The organism is Streptomyces sp. NPDC008313 (assembly GCF_042956125.1).
Classification (GTDB): Bacteria; Actinomycetota; Actinomycetes; order Streptomycetales; family Streptomycetaceae; genus Streptomyces.
Map to the genome: position 1 here is coordinate 222,737 of NZ_JBIBFR010000004.1, position 18,148 is coordinate 240,884.

Annotated in this window: 14 protein-coding genes; 6 read left to right on the forward strand and 8 right to left on the reverse strand. The window is 72.8% G+C overall.

The genetic code is table 11. The annotated features are described in order from the left end of the window. Window positions 1–14 precede the first annotated feature (14 nt). The 5 genes from ACFY93_RS07595 to ACFY93_RS07615 all read right to left on the reverse strand — a co-directional run bounded on the left by ACFY93_RS07595 (window position 15) and on the right by ACFY93_RS07615 (window position 6,377). Window positions 15–1,262, reverse strand: a complete 1,248-nt coding sequence (locus ACFY93_RS07595) for a Gfo/Idh/MocA family oxidoreductase (protein ID WP_391354470.1) — start codon at window positions 1,260–1,262, stop codon at window positions 15–17. Window positions 1,263–1,348: 86 nt separating this feature from the next. Beyond that, window positions 1,349–2,398 (reverse strand): substrate-binding domain-containing protein, encoded by a 1,050-nt coding sequence (locus tag ACFY93_RS07600; RefSeq protein ID WP_391354472.1) that lies wholly within the window; start codon window positions 2,396–2,398, stop codon window positions 1,349–1,351. Window positions 2,399–2,426: 28 nt separating this feature from the next. After that, entirely contained in the window at window positions 2,427–3,446 is a 1,020-nt protein-coding gene (locus tag ACFY93_RS07605) for an ABC transporter permease (protein WP_391354474.1), read from the reverse strand. Then, a complete protein-coding gene (locus ACFY93_RS07610; RefSeq protein WP_391354476.1) occupies window positions 3,443–5,029 on the reverse strand; it encodes an ATP-binding cassette domain-containing protein in 1,587 nt (528 codons plus the stop codon). Before ACFY93_RS07610 ends, ACFY93_RS07605 begins: the two co-directional genes overlap by 4 nt. Before the next feature lie 166 nt (window positions 5,030–5,195). Continuing rightward, window positions 5,196–6,377 (reverse strand): ROK family protein, encoded by a 1,182-nt coding sequence (locus ACFY93_RS07615; protein ID WP_391354799.1) that lies wholly within the window; start codon window positions 6,375–6,377, stop codon window positions 5,196–5,198. 359 nt (window positions 6,378–6,736) lie between these two features. Between ACFY93_RS07615 and ACFY93_RS07620 the strand changes: the two genes are divergently transcribed. Next, window positions 6,737–7,189, forward strand: coding sequence for a DUF4231 domain-containing protein (locus tag ACFY93_RS07620; protein WP_391354478.1), 453 nt, complete (start codon window positions 6,737–6,739; stop codon window positions 7,187–7,189). Between the two features lie 8 nt (window positions 7,190–7,197). Then, complete coding sequence (locus ACFY93_RS07625; protein WP_391354480.1) at window positions 7,198–8,565, forward strand: TIR domain-containing protein; 1,368 nt, start codon at window positions 7,198–7,200, stop codon at window positions 8,563–8,565. A 179-nt stretch (window positions 8,566–8,744) separates the two neighbouring features. On the opposite strand, the gene ACFY93_RS07630 is transcribed toward ACFY93_RS07625, so the two are convergent. Next, entirely contained in the window at window positions 8,745–9,422 is a 678-nt protein-coding gene (locus ACFY93_RS07630) for an FCD domain-containing protein (RefSeq protein WP_391354482.1), read from the reverse strand. A gap of 306 nt (window positions 9,423–9,728) precedes the next feature. Next, window positions 9,729–10,676 carry a beta-ketoacyl-ACP synthase 3 gene (locus tag ACFY93_RS07635; protein ID WP_391354484.1) on the reverse strand — a complete coding sequence of 316 codons (948 nt, stop codon included), beginning with the start codon at window positions 10,674–10,676 and terminating at the stop codon, window positions 9,729–9,731. A 370-nt stretch (window positions 10,677–11,046) separates the two neighbouring features. On the opposite strand from ACFY93_RS07635, the gene ACFY93_RS07640 reads away from it, so the two are divergent. Genes ACFY93_RS07640 through fdhD form a run of 4 tightly spaced genes read left to right on the forward strand, consistent with a single transcriptional unit; the run spans window position 11,047 to window position 16,889 of the window. Beyond that, entirely contained in the window at window positions 11,047–13,146 is a 2,100-nt protein-coding gene (locus tag ACFY93_RS07640; RefSeq protein WP_391354486.1) for a 2-dehydropantoate 2-reductase, read from the forward strand. A gap of 4 nt (window positions 13,147–13,150) precedes the next feature. Then, window positions 13,151–15,160, forward strand: coding sequence for an NADH-ubiquinone oxidoreductase-F iron-sulfur binding region domain-containing protein (locus ACFY93_RS07645; protein WP_391354488.1), 2,010 nt, complete (start codon window positions 13,151–13,153; stop codon window positions 15,158–15,160). Further along, window positions 15,157–16,017 carry a 2Fe-2S iron-sulfur cluster-binding protein gene (locus tag ACFY93_RS07650; RefSeq protein WP_391354490.1) on the forward strand — a complete coding sequence of 287 codons (861 nt, stop codon included), beginning with the start codon at window positions 15,157–15,159 and terminating at the stop codon, window positions 16,015–16,017. Before ACFY93_RS07645 ends, ACFY93_RS07650 begins: the two co-directional genes overlap by 4 nt. Window positions 16,018–16,025: 8 nt before the next feature. After that, the gene (gene fdhD, locus ACFY93_RS07655; protein WP_391354492.1) at window positions 16,026–16,889 is read left to right on the forward strand and encodes a formate dehydrogenase accessory sulfurtransferase FdhD; all 864 of its coding nucleotides are present in this window, start codon (window positions 16,026–16,028) and stop codon (window positions 16,887–16,889) included. Window positions 16,890–17,035: 146 nt separating this feature from the next. Here the strand turns inward: fdhD and ACFY93_RS07660 are convergent, their stop codons facing one another. Further along, a complete protein-coding gene (locus ACFY93_RS07660) occupies window positions 17,036–18,055 on the reverse strand; it encodes a bile acid:sodium symporter (RefSeq protein ID WP_391354802.1) in 1,020 nt (339 codons plus the stop codon). Between the last annotated feature and the right edge of the window lie 93 nt (window positions 18,056–18,148).

Here is an 18,148-nt window from a genome sequence, read left to right on the forward strand (position 1 = left end):
GTCCTCGGGCCTCCTCAAGCCGGTACGGATGTGTACACGGAGTTCTTCGCGGCGCTCTCCTCGACCGCCGCGAGGACGCGCTGCACCTGGAGTCCGTCCGCGAAGGACGGCAGGGGCTGTTCGCCCGCCGCGAGGGCGTGGACCAGGTCGCGGGCCTGGTGGACGAAGGTGTGCTCGTAGCCGAGTCCGTGCCCGGGGGGCCACCAGGCGGTCATGTACGGGTGGTCGGGCTCGGTGACGAGTATGCGGCGGAAGCCCGCCCGGTCCGCCGGTTCGGTGTGGTCGTGGTACGAGAGTTCGTTGAGCCGTTCCAGGTCGAACGCCAGTGAGCCGCGCTCGCCGTTGAGTTCGACACGCAGGGAGTTCTTGCGTCCGGTGGCGAACCGGGACACCTCGAAGGAGGCGAGCGCTCCCGAGGCGAGCCGCCCGGTGAACAGGGCCGCGTCGTCGACGGTGACGCTCCCGGCCCCGGCGGGGGCGCGTTCGTCCGCACGCGCGGCCGCGTCGTCCCGGTCCCCCGTCGGCGCCGCGCTCAGGCCGGACGACGCGCCGCCGGGCAGCGGGCGTTCCCGTACGAAGGTCTCGGTGAGGGCGGAGACGGCGACCACCGGCTCGCCCGTCAGGTACTGGGCGAGGTCGACGATGTGCGCGCCGAGGTCGCCGAGGGCCCCTGAACCGGCCAGCTCCCTGCGCAGCCGCCAGGTGAGCGGGAACTCCCGGTCCACCAGCCAGTCCTGGAGGTAGGTGACCCGGATGTGCCGCAGCGTGCCCAGGCGGCCCTCGGCGACCATGGTCCGGGCGAGCGAGGTGGCGGGCAGGCGGCGGTAGTTGAAGCCGACCATCGCCACCTGGCCGCGTGCGGCGGCGCGTTCGGCGGCGGCGGTCATCGCCTCCGCCTCCTCGACCGTGTTGGCCAGGGGCTTCTCGCACAGGACGTGCTTGCCGGCGGCGAGGGCGGCGAGGGCGATCTCCGCGTGGCTGTCGCCGGGGGTGCAGACGTCGACGAGGTCGACGTCGTCGCGGGCGATCAGGGCCCGCCAGTCGGTCTCGGTGGCCGCCCAGCCGTGCCGGCCGGCCATGGCCCGCACGGCCCCGGCGTCGCGGCCGCAGACGGCGGCGAGGACGGGGCGGCGCGGCAGGTCGAAGACGTGGCCCGCGGTGCGCCAGCCCTGCGAGTGGGCGGCGCCCATGAAGGCGTAACCGACCATGCCGACGCCCAGTGACGGCTTCCCGGCTGCTTGGCCCCGGTGCGGCTGTGCCATACGGAGTCCTCCTCGTCGTGGTGGCGCGGTGGGGTGGGCCCGCCCGGACCGGACGGTCCGCCGGGCAAGGCCCGGGGACGGGCGGTTCACTTGAAGCCGGTGGACATGTACTGCTTGATGTTGTCCTTGTCGACGACGGCCGAGTACAGGGTGAGCGAGGCGGGGATCTCGTACTCGGCGAGGCCGCCGACGCCCTTGCCCTGGCCGAGCGCGCGGGCCAGGTCGATGGCCGACGCGGCCATGGACGGCGGGTAGAGGACGGTCGCCTTGAGGACGCCGTCGTCGGCCTCGATGGCCCGGAAGGCGGAGAGCGCGCCCGCGCCGCCGACCATCAGGAAGTCGTCGCGTCCGGCCTGTTCGGCGGCGCGCAGCGCGCCCACGCCCTGGTCGTCGTCGTGGTTCCACAGCGCGTCGAACTTCTTCTGCGCCTGGAGGAGCTGGGCCATCTTGGCCTGTCCGGACTCGACGGTGAACTCGGCGGCCTGGCGGGCGACCTTCTTGATGTTCGGGTAGTTCTCGAGGGCCGCGTCGAAGCCCTGGGTGCGCTGCTTGGTGAGTTCCAGGTTGTCGAGTCCGGCGAGTTCGACGACGCGGGCGTCCTTCTTGTCCTTGAGTTTCTCGCCGATGTAGTGCCCGGCGTTGAGGCCCATGCCGTAGTTGTCGCCGCCGATCCAGCAGCGGTACGCCTGCGGGGAGTCGAAGATCCGGTCGAGGTTGACGACGGGGATGCCGGCGCGCATGGCCTTGAGGCCGACCTGGGTCAGTGCCCTGCCGTCGGCGGGCAGCACCACGAGGACGTCGACCTTCTTGTTGATCAGTGTCTCGATCTGGCCGATCTGGGCGGCGGTGTCGTTGGAGCCCTCGGTGATCTCCAGGGTGACGTCCTGGTACTTCTTCGCCCGGCTCCTGGCTTTGTCGTTGATGGCGTTGAGCCAGCCGTGGTCGGCCTGCGGTCCGGCGAAGCCGATGGTGACCTGCTTGCCGGGCTCCGAGTCGGCGGCCGGCCGGCCGTTCGCGGTGGACTCGTCGTCCCCGGGATCGTTGCTGGTGCAGCCGGTGAGGAGGGCGCCCGCCGATACGGCGGCGGTCCCGAGGAGCAGTCCTCTGCGGCTCGTGGTGCTCGTGGGGTGTGGCATGGCGGTGGACCCTTCCCTGGTGGGTGGTTCAGGCCGGGCTCGCGGAGCGGCGCTGGACGAGCACGGCGGCGACGATGATCGCGCCCTTGGCGATCTGCTGGACGTCGCTCTGCAGGTTGTTGAGGGCGAAGATGTCGGTGATCGTGGTGAAGACGAGGACGCCGAGGACCGAGCCGGTGATGGTGCCGCGTCCGCCGGTCAGCAGCGTGCCGCCGATGATCGCGGCGGCGATGGCGTCGAGTTCGTACAGGTTGCCGTTGGTGTTCTGGCCCGACCCGGACAGGACGATCAGCAGGAAGGCGGCGATGCCGCAGCACAGCCCGGACAGCAGGTACAGATACAGCCGTTGCCGCCGTACGTCGATGCCGGCGAGGCGGGCCGCCTCGGCGTTGCCGCCGACCGCGATCGTGCGGCGCCCGAAGGTGGTGCGGTTGAGGACGAGCCAGCCGATGACGGTGACCACGGCGAAGACGATGACGAGCGGGGGGACGCCGAGGACGTAGGCGTCGCGTTCGCCGAGGTCCAGGACGCCGTCGACGGTGACGATCTGTGTCCTGCCGTCGGTGATCTGGACGGCGAGTCCGCGGGCCGAGGCGAGCATGGCGAGGGTGGCGATGAACGGCACCACGCCGCCGTACGCGATGAGCAGGCCGTTCACCAGGCCGCAGCCGAGGCCGACGAGGACCGCGGTGAAGAGGATGCCGGCGAATCCGTACTCCTGGGTCGCGACCGTCGTCGCCCACACCGAGCAGAGGGCGACGATCGCGCCGACGGACAGGTCGATGCCGCCGGAGGTGATGACGAAGGTCATGCCGACGGTGACGACGCCGATGACCGAGCCCTGGGTGAGGACGAGTTGCAGGTTGCGGGTGTCGAGGAACTCGTCGGGCCGGGTGACGCCGCCGATGACGACGAGCACGGCGAGCACTCCGAGGAGCGAGAGGGTGCGGACGTCGACGTGGGCGAGGAGCGTGCGCCACGGGGCGGGCGCGCCCGCCGGGGCCGCCTTGCGGGTGTGGTCCCTGGGCGGGGACACGGGCCGGGTCATGACGCGGGCCTCCCCTCGCCCGCGGGCGCGGTGCGGGTCGTGCCGTCCGCCGGACTTCGTCGGGTGCCGTCCACGGGGCTTCCTTCCATGACGAGGTCGAGCACGCGGTGCTCGTCGAGTTCGCGGGCGGGCGCGGTGTGCACGACGTGTCCTTCGCGCAGCACCAGGACGCGGTCGGCGAGGCCGAGGACCTCGGGCACCTCGCTGGAGACCAGCAGGACGGCCAGTCCCTCGTCGGCGAGGCGCCGGACGACCGCGTACAGCTCCGCGCGGGCGCCGACGTCCACGCCGCGGGTCGGTTCGTCGAGCAGCAGGACCCGGCAGCCGCGCAGCAGCCAGCGCGCCAGTACGGCCTTCTGCTGGTTGCCGCCGGAGAGGGTGCGGACGGGGGCGGCCGGGTTGTCGGGGCGCAGCGACAGTTCGCGGGTCGCGGCCCGGGCGGCTTCGCGTTCGGCCGTCCGGTCGATCCAGCCGCCGCGTGAGAAGCGGGACAGGGAGGACACGGACACGTTGCGGGTGACGGACTCCAGCATCAGCAGGGCCTGGGCCTTGCGTTCCTCGGGTGCGAGGCCGACCCCGGCGCGGACGGCGGCGCGCACGCTGCCGGGGCGCAGGGTGCGTCCCGCGACGGTGACGCGGCCGGCGTCGGGCCTGCGTGCCCCGTAGACCGTCTCCAGGATCTCGGAGCGTCCGGAGCCGACGAGTCCGGCGAGGCCGACGATCTCACCGGGCCGGACGTCGAGGTCCAGGGGGGCGAACTCGCCGTCGCGGGCGAGGCCCCGCACGGTCAGTACGGGGGTGGCCGGCGGCGGATCCGCGGGCCGCGCCGGGAAGACGTACTCGACGTCGCGTCCCGTCATCAGGGCGACGACGTCGCGGGTCGGTGTGGACCTGGCGGGCAGCCCGCCGGCCACGGCGCGTCCGTCCTTGAGGACCGTGACGCGGTCGCCGATGCGGCGGATCTCCTCCAGCCGGTGCGAGATGTGGACGACGGCGACGCCTTCTGCGGTCAGGTCGCGCACGATCCGGAAGAGGTTGTCGACCTCGTCCGGGTCGAGGGCGGCCGACGGCTCGTCCATCACGATCAGCCGTACGTCGTGGGAGAGGGCGCGGGCCATGGAGACGACCTGCCGCTGGGCGGCGGACAGCCGGCCGACGAGCCGGGCCGGGTCGATCTCCGGGTGCCCCAGCCGCCGCAGCAGGGCGGCCGTCGACGTCTTCGCCGCCCTCCCCCGTACGACGAATCCGGCGGCCGTGGGCTCGTGCCCGAGGTGGACGTTCTCGGCGACCGAGAGACCCTCGACCAGGTCGAGTTCCTGGTAGATGGTGGCGATGCCGAGCCGCATGGCGGCGACCGGAGAGCGGAGCGTGACGCGTTCGCCGCGCCAGCCGATGGTGCCGCCGTCGGGCTGGTGCGCGCCGGCCAGGACCTTGATGAGGGTGGACTTCCCGGCGCCGTTCTGGCCGAGCAGGCAGTGCACCTCGCCGGCCCGGACGTCGAGATCGACGCCGTCCAGGGCGCGGACTCCGGGGAACGACTTGGTGATGCCGGACATGGTGAGCAGCGGTGGTTCTGATGCCATGACGGTTCCCCTCGGCGGGCGTACGGGCCGGTTTCAGGGCAGGGCGGGGTGGAGGCGCTGTACGGATCGGCGGCCGGCGACCGGTGAACGGCGGCGGTCCGGCGGGTGCGCGGGAGAGATGACGGGCCGGGCGGTGAGCGTGCCGGCGGCGGGGTGGAGGTGTCGGTCAGGCGGGTGAGAAGAGGTGGTCGCTGATGAGCCGGGCCGCCCCGATGACTCCGGCGGTGGGGCCGAGTTCACCGAGGACGATGGGCAGGTTGCCGGTCGCGAGGGGCAGTGACTGGCGGTAGACCTGGGTGCGGATCGCGGCGAGCAGGGTGTGGCCGAGGCCGGTGACACCGCCGCCGATCACCACGAGACCGGGGTTGAAGAAGGAGACGAGCGCGGCGAGGACCTGGCCGGTGCGGTTGCCGCCCTCGCGGATCATGCCGAGGGCGGTGGCGTCGCCCGCGGCGGCCGCGGCGGCGACGTCGGCGGCGGTGAGCGCGCCCGCCGCCTCCAGACGTGCCGCCAGTTCCGGGGAGAGGCCGCGCTGGGCGGCCTCCGTGGCGTCGCGGGCCAGCGCGGCGCCGCCGAAGTGGGCCTCCAGGCAGCCCCGGTTGCCGCAGGCGCACGGGCGGCCGCCGGGTACGGCCTGGATGTGGCCGATGTCGCCGGCGCTGCCCGTCGTGCCGCGGTGGACCTCGCCGCCGACGACGATGCCGCAGCCGATACCGGTGCCGATCTTGACGCAGAGGAAGTCTCCCACGGAGCGGGCGACGCCCGCGTGCTGCTCCCCCATCGCCATCAGGTTCACGTCGTTGTCGACCATGACCGGGCAGCCGAGTTCCTGGCTGAGTGCCTCGCGCACCGGGAAGCCGTCCCAGCCCGGCATGATCGGCGGGGCGACCGGTACGCCCTCGGGGAACCGCACCGGGCCGGGGACGCCGATGCCCGCGCCGTCGAAGCCCTCGGCGAGCCCCGAGGCCCGCAGCTCGGCGGCCAGGGACAGTACGCGTTCGAAGACGGCGACCGGCCCCTCACGGACGTCCATGGGCTGGTTGACGTGCCCGAGGACCTCCAGCTCCGCGCCGGTGACGGCCACGTCGACGGAGGTCGCGCCGATGTCGACGCCGAGGAAGCGGAGCCCGGGGGCGAGCCGGATGTTGTGGGAGCGGCGGCCACCGCGGGACGCGGCGAGTCCGTCGGCCACCACGAGACCGGTCTCCAGGAGCCGGTCCACCTCGACGGCCAGTTTCGACCGCGAGAGATCGACCCGGTCCCCGAGCCGGGCACGGGAGTCGGGGCCGCTGTCGCGCAACAGCCGCAGCAGCCGTGCCTGATGGGCGTTCGCGGGCCGGGCGGTCATGCGTCTCACGTGCCCCTCCCCGCCTCGGCCGGCTCGACGTCGGTGTCGCCCACCGGCGTCCGGCCGGCTCTCCGGATGTGCTGTCGACGGGGAAAGTAGCAGCGACTGCCGGGGGTGGGAAGAAGTAGCGCGGAAAGCGTTCCGGCTTTCTCCACTCACAGGACAAAGACTCCTCGCCCGCGCCCGCCCCCGGCCCGCGTCCCCGCCACCGAGAGAGCAACCACGCTGCTCTCACGTGTGGTTGACGACCGCGGGGACAGGCAGAGGACGTTCGCGAAGTGGGCGGCGTCCGGGTGACGCGGGTGGCTACCCTGTGCCTTCGAACGGAAGTGGCCGCCAAGTACGGGGGGAATCACGTGGTGTCCGAGACTTCGTCCGGGGGAACCGCCGCTCCCGGTTATGCCATGGACGTGGCCGACGGGTCGTACGCGTGGTACCGGACCGCCGCCATCAAGGCCCGCAGGTACTTCCGGCTGACCGAGGTGCTGCAGCTCCTGCTCTCCGCCGCCATCCCGGTCTCCGCGGTCCTCCGCCCCGGCAACGCCCAGATCCCGGCGGTGCTCGGCGGTCTGGTCGTGGTGATCACGGGCCTGCGGTCCGCGTTCCACTGGCAGGACGACTACCTGCGGTTCAGCCAGGCGCGCGAGGCCGTGGAGGCGGAACGCCGCCTGTACCGGACCCGGTCCGTGCCGTACGACAACGAGGCGACCCGCAACCGGAACCTCGTCCACAGCGTGACGCGCATCGAGCAGCAGGAGATGGGCACGTGGGTCCAGCTCGCGAGCCCGCGCAGCGAGACCGCGAGGAAGTGACGGCGCCCATGACCGTGGCACGGCGGATTCCCACGTACTTCAGCCACAGCTACCGGCGCGAAGACCGCGATGTGAACGAGTTCTTCTGGCGCACCTTCGACGCTCAGCACTTCGGATTCACCGTCGATCCGCAGTCCGGCCCGCTGTCGACGTGCCATCTGGAGATGACGATGCGGCACAGTGCCTGCTTCGTCGCCGTGGTGACGCTCCGCCGCGAACAGCCCGTCTACAGATGTTCACCGTTCATCGTCTACGAGTACGGTCTCGCGGTCCGGGCCCGGACGCCCCGGCTGGTCTTCGCCGAGAAGGGCGTGCCCAGGCATCTCTTCCCGGACTTCACCGAGCTGTTCGTCTTCGACCGGGACGAGCTGGACACCTACGACGGCTTCGAGCAGCCGGTCCGCAGGCTGGCGAGAAAGGGGCAGGGTTACGAGTCGGCCGGCGACCGGCTGATCGGCGAGGTGGGACTGGCGCTGCCCGCGACACCCGCGTACCGGGAGGTGGCGCCGCTGATCACCGCGGCGCTGCGGGAATCCGGATATGCGGTCAGGGAGGTGAGCGTCGACTTCCGGGACCCGGGGGAGATCCCCTTCCAGCTCGACGGATTCGACTTCGTCATCATCGACGTCGGCGCGCCGGACCTTCCCGGCTGGCTCTACCCCACCCTGTTCGGCCGCTTCGTGCCGACGCTCAACATCCTGCACGAGGCCGCCGGAGGCGGAGTGGACGGGACCCCGTCCCACGGGACCGGGGCGCGGGTCCCGGAGCTGGTGATGGGCGAGGCGCTGCGGCACGCCGCCGCGTCCCAGGATCCCGTGCTCCGGTGGAGCGACCCGGCGGAGCTTCTCGCCGCGCTGGAGACGCAGTTCGACCGGTTCGGCATGCCCCGGCAGCAGTTCCGCACGCTGGACGAGGGGATCGGCTACATCCGCAGTACGGGGCGCGCCGACGGCAGTATCTTCCTGAGTACCGCCGGACCGGACGACAAGCTGTCGCGCGAGGTGGGACGCGCCCTCAAGCTGCAGAACCTGACGTTCTTCCACTACCTGTACAACAACACGATCCCGCGCGGCTGGAACTGGCAGGACCGGCTCGAGCAGCAGCTGGAGGCCAGCCAGGTGTTCGTGCCGTTGGTGAGCGAGGCCTACTGGCGCAGCGAGTGGTGCCGGCGTGAACTGGCGGCCGCCCGGCGGCTGAGCGACGAAGGGCGCCTGGTCATCATCCCCTACTTCCTGGACGGGAGTTCGGAGGAGCTGATCCCCGAGCAGGGCGCCGACATCTCGGACCTCACCGTCGACGAACGGGTCGCACTGATCCTGCGGGACATGGACGGCTGGTTCACCGGCCGGATCGCCCCGGAGAACTCCGGAACGTGAGCTTGGCGGAGAGACGTACGGCCAGGAATGCGCCGTCGAGATCATCGAGGTGGTCATCGGGCTCGGGTACCGGATTGTGCCACCGGAGCAGCGGACCGGCGGACCGGACCGGCGGCCGGGCAACTGCCGCCCGGCCGGCGGACCGCTGCCGCCCGGCCGGCGGCCGAAGGCGGGCGCGGTCAGGGGTTCTGGTGGTCGTGGTACGTCTTGCGGGTGTGCTCCGTGTGGGCGCGCATGACGGTGATCGCGCGCTGTTCGTCGCGGTCGGCTATCGCCGCGATCAGTTCGCGGTGCTCGATCCAGGACTGGCGTCCGCGCTGGCGGGCGACCGGTGTGTAGTACCAGCGGACGCGGCGGTCGACCTGGGCGGCGAGTTCGGCGAGGACCGTGTTGCCCGCGAGTTCCATGACCTTCGCGTGGAAGCGGGCGTTCATGGCGACGGCGCCGTCCACGTCGTCGGCGGCGACCGCTCGCTCGCCCTCGGCGCACAGCTCCTCCAGGGCGCCGATGCCGGCGGTGTTCGCGTTCGCGGCGGCGAGCCGGGCCGCCTCGGCCTCCAGGAGGGTGCGCACCGTGAGCAGCTGGTCGGCCTCCGCCTCGGTCGGCTCGTGCACGAACGCGCCCTGGGCGGGGCGGAGATCGACCCAGCCCTCGGTGTTCAGCCGCTGCAGGGCCTCGCGCACGGGCTGCCGGGAGACTCCGAGGTGCCCGGCGAGCTCGCTCTCCACGAGATGCTGGCCGGGCTGGAGGGCGCGGGTGGTGATGAGTTCGAGCAGCGCCTCGTAGACGCGGTCCCTGAGCGGGCCGGGCCGTTCCAGCTTCGGCACCGCTCCCTGCGGCAGTCCTGTCGACAACATCGCGGTCCCCCTCCTGGGCAGCGGCGGCGGCAGCGCGCACGGCAGCCTCGACGTCGGTCTCGCCGGGCCCCGCCCCGGCCGGGTCCGGCCGGGCAGGACACCACACGAGTATCGATTGTCTTTCGTCTACAGTCTACGGCGCACCGGGGGACGCGGCGGGGCGAATCAGCCGCACCGCGACCGCCGCCCGCCGCTCACCGCGCGCCCGCCGCCCCCGGCGAGCCGGGCGCAGGGGAGCCGGGACGCGCGAGGCCGGGAGCCGCGAGGCCGGGAGCCGCGAGGCCCGGGAGTCACGCGCCCCCGCCCCTACGGGCAGCGGATCACCTGGCCCGCGTACGACAGGTTGCCGCCGAAGCCGAAGAGCAGGACGGGGTCGCCCGTGGACAGCTCGCCGCGCTCGACGAGCTTGGACAGGGCGAGGGGGATGCTGGCCGCCGACGTGTTCCCGGAGTCGGTGACGTCACGGGCGACGACCGCGTTCACGGCGCCGATCTTCGCGGCGAGGGGTTCGATGATGCGCAGGTTGGCCTGGTGCAGGACGACTCCGGCGAGGTCCTCGGGGGCGAGGCCGGCGCGCTCGCAGGCAGCGCGCGCGATGGCCGGGAGTCTGGTGGTCGCCCAGCGGTAGACGCTCTGCCCCTCCTGTGCGAACCGGGCGGGCGTGCCCTCGATGCGTACGGCGTTGCCCATCTCCGGCACCGAGCCCCACAGCACCGGGCCGATGCCGGGCTCCCCGCCCGGCCCCGCCGCCTCGACCACGGCGGCGCCCGCCCCGTCGCCGACCAGGACGCACGTCGTGCGGTCCGTCCAGTCGGCCACCTCGGACATCTTGTCCGCGCCGATGACGAGCGCCCGGGTCGCGGCACCCGCCCGCACGGTGTGATCGGCCATGGCGAGCGCGTGCGTGAAGCCCGCGCAGACGACGTTGACGTCCATCGCCGCCGGGGACGGGATGCCGAGGCGGGCGGCGACACGGGCCGCCATGTTCGGGGAGCGGTCCACGGCCGTCGAGGTCGCGACCAGGACCAGGTCGATGTCAGCGGGGGTCAGACCGGCGCCGGCGAGGGCCTTGGCCGCGGCGTGCCCGGCCAGCTCGTCCACCGGCTCGTCGGGGCCCGCGATGTGACGGGTGCGGATGCCCACCCGGGACCTGATCCACTCGTCACTCGTGTCGACCAGGCCCGCGAGGTCCTCGTTGGTGAGTACCTTGGCGGGCTGGTAATGGCCGACGGCGGTGATGCGTGAGCCGTTCATGGGCGGGGGTCCCCCTCGTGGTGCGCGGACAGCGGGATCCATCAGTCTGATCAGTGACTCACGGGTACGACGGCAGGCGATGCCACAGGAAAGCGGCGCCCGCGTTGTCGGCTTCCGTCAGACCCGACGGCGCCGTCGGTGCTGACTTCATCCCACATCGCGATGGTCGCGGGGGCGGTGGCCCGGGGGGCCCGCCGGGAGGGCCGCCCCGAAAGCCCGCCCTGGAAGCCCGCCCTGGGGCCTTCGCCCCGCGTCGGGCCCGGGTGCTGCACGAGGGCTTGTCGGCCTGCCTTCCATACTGTAGACAATATTTCGTCGACAGAGTTTTGGCAGTTCCTCGGTACCCTCGACCGGACGGAGCGCCCCACGCATGAGAGTCGCAGTTCTGGGCGCCGGTGCGATCGGCGCCTACGCCGGCGCCGCGCTGCACCGCGCAGGCGCCGACGTGCACCTCGTCGCCCGTGGACCGCATCTGGCGGCCATGAGGCAGCACGGTGTGCGCGTCCTCAGCCCGCGCGGTGACTTCACCGCACACGCCCACGCCACCGACGACCCGGCCGAGATCGGCCCGGTCGACTACGTCCTCCTCGGCCTGAAGGCCCACTCGTACGCGGCGTGCGGACCGCTCATCGAGCCCCTGCTGCACGACACCACGGCGGTCGTGGCCGCCCAGAACGGCATCCCCTGGTGGTACTTCCACCGGCACGGCGGCCCCCACGAGGGCCACCGCGTCGAGAGTGTGGACCCCGGCGGCGCGGTCAGTGCGGTGCTCGCGCCGGAACGGGCGGTCGGCTGCGTCGTCTACGCGGCGACCGAACTCGCGGGCCCCGGAGTCGTCCGCCATCTCGAAGGCACCCGCTTCTCGATCGGCGAGCCCGACCGGTCCGTCTCCGCCCGGTGCGCCGCGTTCAGTGAGGCCATGCGCGCCGGCGGCCTCAAGTGCCCGGTCGAACCGGATCTGCGCGACGACATCTGGATCAAGCTGCTCGGCAACATCTCCTTCAACCCGATCAGCGTCCTCTCACGGGCGACCATGCGGCAGATGTGCCTGCACGGCGGCACCCGTGAAGTCATCGAGATCATGATGACCGAGACGCTCGCGGTCGCGCGGGGGCTGGGCTGCGAAGTGGGTGTCTCCATCGAGCGCAGGCTGGCCGGCGCGGAACGCGTCGGCGACCACCGCACCTCCACGCTGCAGGACCTGGAACGCGGCAGGCCGCTCGAACTCGACGTGCTGCTCGCCGCCGTCGTCGAACTGGCCGGGATCACCGGCGTCGCGGTCCCCACGCTGCGCACCGCCGACAACGTACGCGCGCTCATCAACCTGGCCCTGCTCACCGGGCACGTCGGCCGGTACGGATCGGGGTGTCAGCCGCTGCGCGGGCAGAACAACGTGCAGGGCGGCGGCGACATGGGAGCCATCCCCGACCGGCTGCCCGGCTTCCAGGACGTCATGGACCCCCTCGTGCGGCGGAAGTTCGAGACCGCCTGGGACACCGTGATCCAGCCGCGCCGCGGCCTGAACCTGACGGAGATGTTCGAGGCGATGGAGGACGGCGGACTGCGGGCCGTCTACTGCGTCGGGGAGAACCCGGCGCAGTCCGAGGCGGACGGCGAGCAGGCCGAACGCCGGCTGCGCGCCCTCGACTTCCTCGTCGTCCAGGACATCTTCCTCACCCGGACCGCCGAGCTGGCGCACGTGGTGCTGCCCGCGACGGCCGGCTGGGCGGAGACGGAGGGCACCACCACCAACAGTGAGCGGCGTGTGCAGCGCGCCCGGGCGGCCGTCACCCCGCCGGGCGAGGCCCGCGAGGACATCGACATCATCTGCGACCTCGCGCACCGCCTGGGGCACACCTGGAAGTACGCGGACTCCGAGGCCGTGTGGAACGAGCTGCGGTCGGTGTCGCCGGACCACTACGGGATGACGTACGGGCGACTGGAGGAGCACCAGGGCATCCAGTGGCCGTGCCCGGACACCGACGCGCTCGAACCGACCTATCTGCACGGCCGGTTGTGGGAGCCGGACCCGGAGAGGCGGGGCAGGCCGGCGCCGTTCGGGATCGTCCGGCACGATCCGCCGGCCGACCTCACGGACGAGCAGTACCCGGTGCGGCTGACCCCCGGGCGGCGGCTCGACTCGTACAACACCGGGGTGCAGAGCGGCGGTTTCGCGTCGCCGCTGCGGCGCGGCGAGTACGTCGAGCTGTGCCCGGAGGACGCGGAGCGCTACGGCGTGGTGGTGGGCGAGGAGGTACGGGTGTCGTCGCGGCGCGGCTCGGTGGTGGCGCCGGTGTGGGTCGACACCGGACTGCGGCCCGGACTCGCCTTCATGACCATGCACTTCCCCGACGAGGTGGACACCAACCGGCTGACGATCGAGGCGAACTGCCCGATCGCGGGGACGGCGGAGTTCAAGGCGTCGGCGATCCGGATCGAGAAGCTGCCCGCGACGAACGACGTGAGGTGATGTGGTGGACCTGCGTTTCGGTGACAGCGAACCGACGGACGAGGAGCGGGCGGCGGTCGACGCGCTGCTCGGTCCCCCGGCCTCGGCGTGGGAGGGCGCCGGCGTCCGGACCGGCACCGATCTGCGGTGGGCGCGCGGCGGCCGGGCGGCACGGGAGCGGCGCGACCTGCTGCTGCCGGGGCTGCACGCGGTCAACGACCGGGTCGGCTGGATCAGTGAGGGGGCGCTCGGCTATCTCTGCCGGCGGCTGACGGTGCCGCCGGCGGAGGCGTACGGGGTCGCCACGTTCTACTCGATGTTCTCGGTGACGCCCCGGCCCGCGACGGTGCTCCATGTGTGCACGGACCTGGCGTGCGCGGAGGCGGGGACGGGGGCCGAGGCGGGGACGCCGGGTCTGTGCGCCGGGGTGGAGGCGCGGCTGGGGCCGGAGAGCGGGGTGCGGGTCGAGCCGAGCCCGTGTCTCGGGCTGTGCGAGCGGGCGCCGGCGGCGTTGGTGGTGCGGGCGGGGGCTCCTGCCGGGGTGGCTGCGGGGGACGGTGCGGGTTCGGGGGTGGTCGCGGTGCCCGGCGGGTTCGCCCCCTCCGCCCCCTCCCTGCCCATGACGCGGGGCGGTGGCCCGGACCCCGCTCCTCGAACGCCGGAGGGGCTGGAAAAGACGGAGGCCGGTCCTCACGGGGCGTGGGCGACCGCAGTTGTCGGGGACGCCTCCGTCGAGAGTGCCGTCGCCGCTGCCGTCGCGCCCGAGACGGCGCCCGGCGAGCCACCCGCCGAGGCGGCCGTCCCGCAGGCCGGGGATCCCGGGCTGCTTCTGCTGCGCCGTGTCGGTGTCGTCGATCCGGCCTCGCTGGACGACTACCGGGCGCACGGCGGATACACCGCGTTGCGGCGGGCGTTCGCGCTCGGGCCCGCCGGGGTGATCCGTGAGGTGACCGACGCGGGGCTGGTGGGGCGGGGCGGCGCGGCCTTCCCCACCGGGCGCAAGTGGCAGGCCACGTCGGCGCAGCCCGGCCGGCCGCACCATCTGGTGTGCAACGCGGACGAGTCGGAGCCCGGCACCTTCAAGGACCGGGTGCTGATGGAGGGCGATCCGTACGCCCTCGTCGAGGCGATGACGATCGCCGGGTACGCGGTCGGCGCGCACCGGGGCCACCTGTATCTGCGCGGTGAGTACCCGCGCGCCCTGGCCCGGCTCACGCACGCCGTCGGGCAGGCACGCGCGCGCGGACTGCTCGGCGCGGACGTCCTCGGCCAGGGGTTCGCGTTCGACATCGAGATCCGGCGTGGCGCGGGCGCGTACGTCTGCGGCGAGGAGACCGCGCTGTTCGCCTCGATCGAGGGGTACCGGGGCGAGCCGCGCTCGAAGCCCCCGTTCCCGGTGGAGAAGGGCCTGTTCGGGAAGCCGACCGCCGAGAACAACGTCGCGACGCTGGTGAACGTCCTGCCGGTCCTCACCCTGGGCGCCGAGGCGTACGCCGCGATCGGGACCGGGACGTCGAGGGGCCCGAAGCTGTTCTGCGTGTCGGGGAGTGTGGCGCGGCCCGGACTCTACGAGCTGCCGTTCGGCGCGACGCTGGGCGAGCTGCTCGCCCTCGCGGGGGTGCGCGACGGGCTGCGCGCGGTGCTGCTCGGCGGTGCGGCCGGTGGCTTCGTACGGCCCGACGAGCTGGACATCCCGCTCACGTTCGAGGGCACGCGGGAGGCGGGGACCACCCTCGGTTCAGGAGTCGTCATGGCCTTCGACGACACGGTCCCGCTGCCCCGGCTGCTGCTGCGCATCGCGGAGTTCTTCCGCGACGAGTCCTGCGGGCAGTGCGTGCCCTGCCGGGTCGGGACCGTGCGCCAGGAGGAGGCGCTGCGCCGTATCGCCGGGCGCACGGGCTCGGGCGCGGCGGACGACATCGCCCTCCTGCGCGAGGTGGGCCGCGCCATGCGGGACGCCTCGATCTGCGGTCTCGGGCAGACCGCGTGGAACGCCGTGGAATCCGCCATCGACCGTCTGGGGGCGTGCACATGACCGTGACACCGCTGGCGGTGCCCCGCCGGCTCCTCACGTTCACGCTGGACGGGCAGGAGGCCCGGGTGCCGGAGGGGGCGACGATCCTCGACGCCTGCCGTGCCGCGGGCAGGGACGTGCCGACACTGTGCGAGGGAGACACCCTCACGCCCAGGAACGCCTGCCGGGTGTGCGTCGTGGAGGTGACCGGCTCGCGCACCCTGGTGCCCGCGTGTTCCCGGCGCGCGGAGGCGGGCATGGAGGTGCGCACGGACACCGAACGCGCCCGCCACAGCCGCAAGGTCGTCCTGGAACTCCTCGCCTCCTCGGTCGACATGTCGACCACCCCGGAAGCGGCAGGATGGATCAAGGAGTACGGGGCCGAGCCCGGCCGGTTCGGTCCCGACGCTGCCCGGGTGAACGAGGAGCCGAGGGTCGACAACGATCTCTACGTCCGCGACTACGGCAAGTGCGTCCTGTGCTACAAGTGCGTCGACGCGTGCGGCGAGCAGTGGCAGAACACCTTCGCGATCTCCGTCGCCGGGCGCGGGTTCGACGCGCGGATCGCCGTGGAGCACGACGCGCCGCTGACCGACTCCGCCTGTGTGTACTGCGGCAACTGCGTCGAGGTGTGCCCCACAGGTGCGCTTTCGTTCAGAAGTGAGTTCGAGATGCGCCGAGCGGGTACGTGGGACGAGTCGGCGCAGACCGGGACGACCACCGTGTGCGCCTACTGCGGAGTGGGCTGCAACCTCACCCTGCGCGTCCAGGACAACGAGATCGTCAAGGTCACCTCCCCGCACGACAGCCCGGTGACCCATGGCAACCTCTGCATCAAGGGCCGCTTCGGCTACCAGCACGTAAAGAACCGGGACTGATCAGGACAATGGGACGAGTCACGGAACGACGCAAGGTGATCCGCATCCGGGACGGGGCCGTGAACACCCGGCCGGACACGCTCGTCGCCGAGGAGCCCCTGGAGATCCGGCTGAACGGCAAGCCGCTCGCCATCACCATGCGCACCCCGGGTGACGACTTCGCCCTCGCGGCGGGTTTCCTGGTCAGCGAGGGCGTGCTCGGCTCCGCGGACGAGCTGCGGAACATCGTGTACTGCGCCGGGGCCACCCAGGACGGCCACAACACGTACAACGTGGTGGACGTGTCGACCGCTCCCGGCGTCGTGATCCCCGACATCACGCTGGAGCGGAACGTCTACACGACGTCGTCGTGCGGTCTGTGCGGCAAGGCCAGCCTGGACGCGGTCCGGACGACGACCCGCTTCCCCGTCGACGACACGGCGGGCGGCGGCGCTCCCCCGGTCCTGCTGGAACCGGAGCTGCTCGCCGCCCTCCCCGACCGGCTGCGGGCCTCCCAGCGGGTCTTCGACCGGACCGGGGGCCTGCACGCGGCGGCGCTGTTCACCGAGGACGGCGAGCTCGTCGACGTACGGGAGGACGTGGGCCGGCACAACGCGGTGGACAAGCTGGTGGGGCGGGCCCTGCGGGACGGGCGGCTGCCTCTCTCGCGGACGGTGCTGCTGGTCTCGGGCCGCGCGTCGTTCGAGCTGGCGCAGAAGGCGGTGATGGCGGGCATCCCGGTGCTGGCGGCGGTCTCGGCCCCCTCGTCGCTCGCCGTCGACCTGGCGGCGGAGGCGGGCCTGACCCTGGTCGGCTTCCTGCGGGGCACCTCCATGAACGTGTACGCGGGCGAGCACCGCGTCGCCCTGCGGGCCGCGGCCTCCCAGGGCTGACCGGCCGCTCCCCGCGACACGCGGGCGGGGCCCCACCGGCGGGGTGCGCCCCCTGCGCCGGAGGCCCCGCCTGGAAGGGTCCTCCGTCTGCGCGGGGCCCCCGCCTCGAAGGGGCCGCCGCCGGCTCCCGTCCCCGCGGGCCGGTGTCAGCCGGAGCGCGGCCCCGTGCCGACGGCGGTGCGTGCCGCCTCGTCGCGCTCCCGGTCCGCCGGGGTGCGGCCCGCCTCGGGGTCGCGTGCGCGGCGCCTGGCGATCACGGCGCACACCATGAGCTGCATCTGGTGGAACAGCATCAGCGGCAGCACCGCGAGGGAGGCGTGCGCGCCGAACAGGACACTGGCCATGGGGAGCCCGGAGGCGAGCGACTTCTTCGACCCGGCGAACTGGATCGCGATCCGGTCCTCCCGGCCGAACCGCAGCGCCTTCGACCCGTACCAGGTGAGCGCCAGCATCACCGCCAGCAGGACGGCCTCCACCGCGAGCAGCCCCGCCAGCCTGACCGCGCTCACCTGGTGCCAGATGCCGCGCACCATCCCCTCGCTGAACGCCGTGTAGACGACGAGGAGGATCGACCCCCGGTCCACGTACCCGAGGACCCGCTTGTGCCGGGTGACGAATCCGCCGATCCAGCGGCGCAGCAGCTGCCCGGCGAGGAACGGCACCAGCAGTTGCAGCACGATCTTCACGAGGGAGTCGGCGGAGAACCCGCCCCCGTCGTTGCCCAGCAGCGCCGCCGCGAGCAGCGGGGTGAGGACGATGCCGGCGAGCGAGGAGAAGGAGCCCGCGCAGATCGCGGCGGGCACGTTGCCGCGGGCGATGGAGGTGAACGCGATCGACGACTGGATCGTCGACGGGACCAGGGTCAGGAAGAGGAGTCCCTGGTAGAGGGGGTCGGTCAGGAAGACCGGTACGAGTCCGCGGGCGGCCAGGCCGAGCAGCGGGAAGACCAGGAAGGTGCAGGCGAGGACGGTGACGTGGAGGCGCCAGTGGCGCAGTCCGTCCATCGCCTCACGGGTGGACAGGCGCGCCCCGTACAGGAAGAAGAGGAAGGCGATCGCCGCGGTGGACGCGCCGGAGGCGACGTCGGCGGCCGTGCCCCGCGCCGGGAGCAGCGCGGCGAGGCCCACCGTCCCGAGCAACAGCAGGATGTACGGGTCGATCGGCATCCAGCTCGGCCACTGCAGGCGTTTCACGGTGCTCCACTGCTTCGGTCTGTCGTTCCGCCGGGTCGTTCCGCCGGGTCTTCTGTCGGGTCTTCT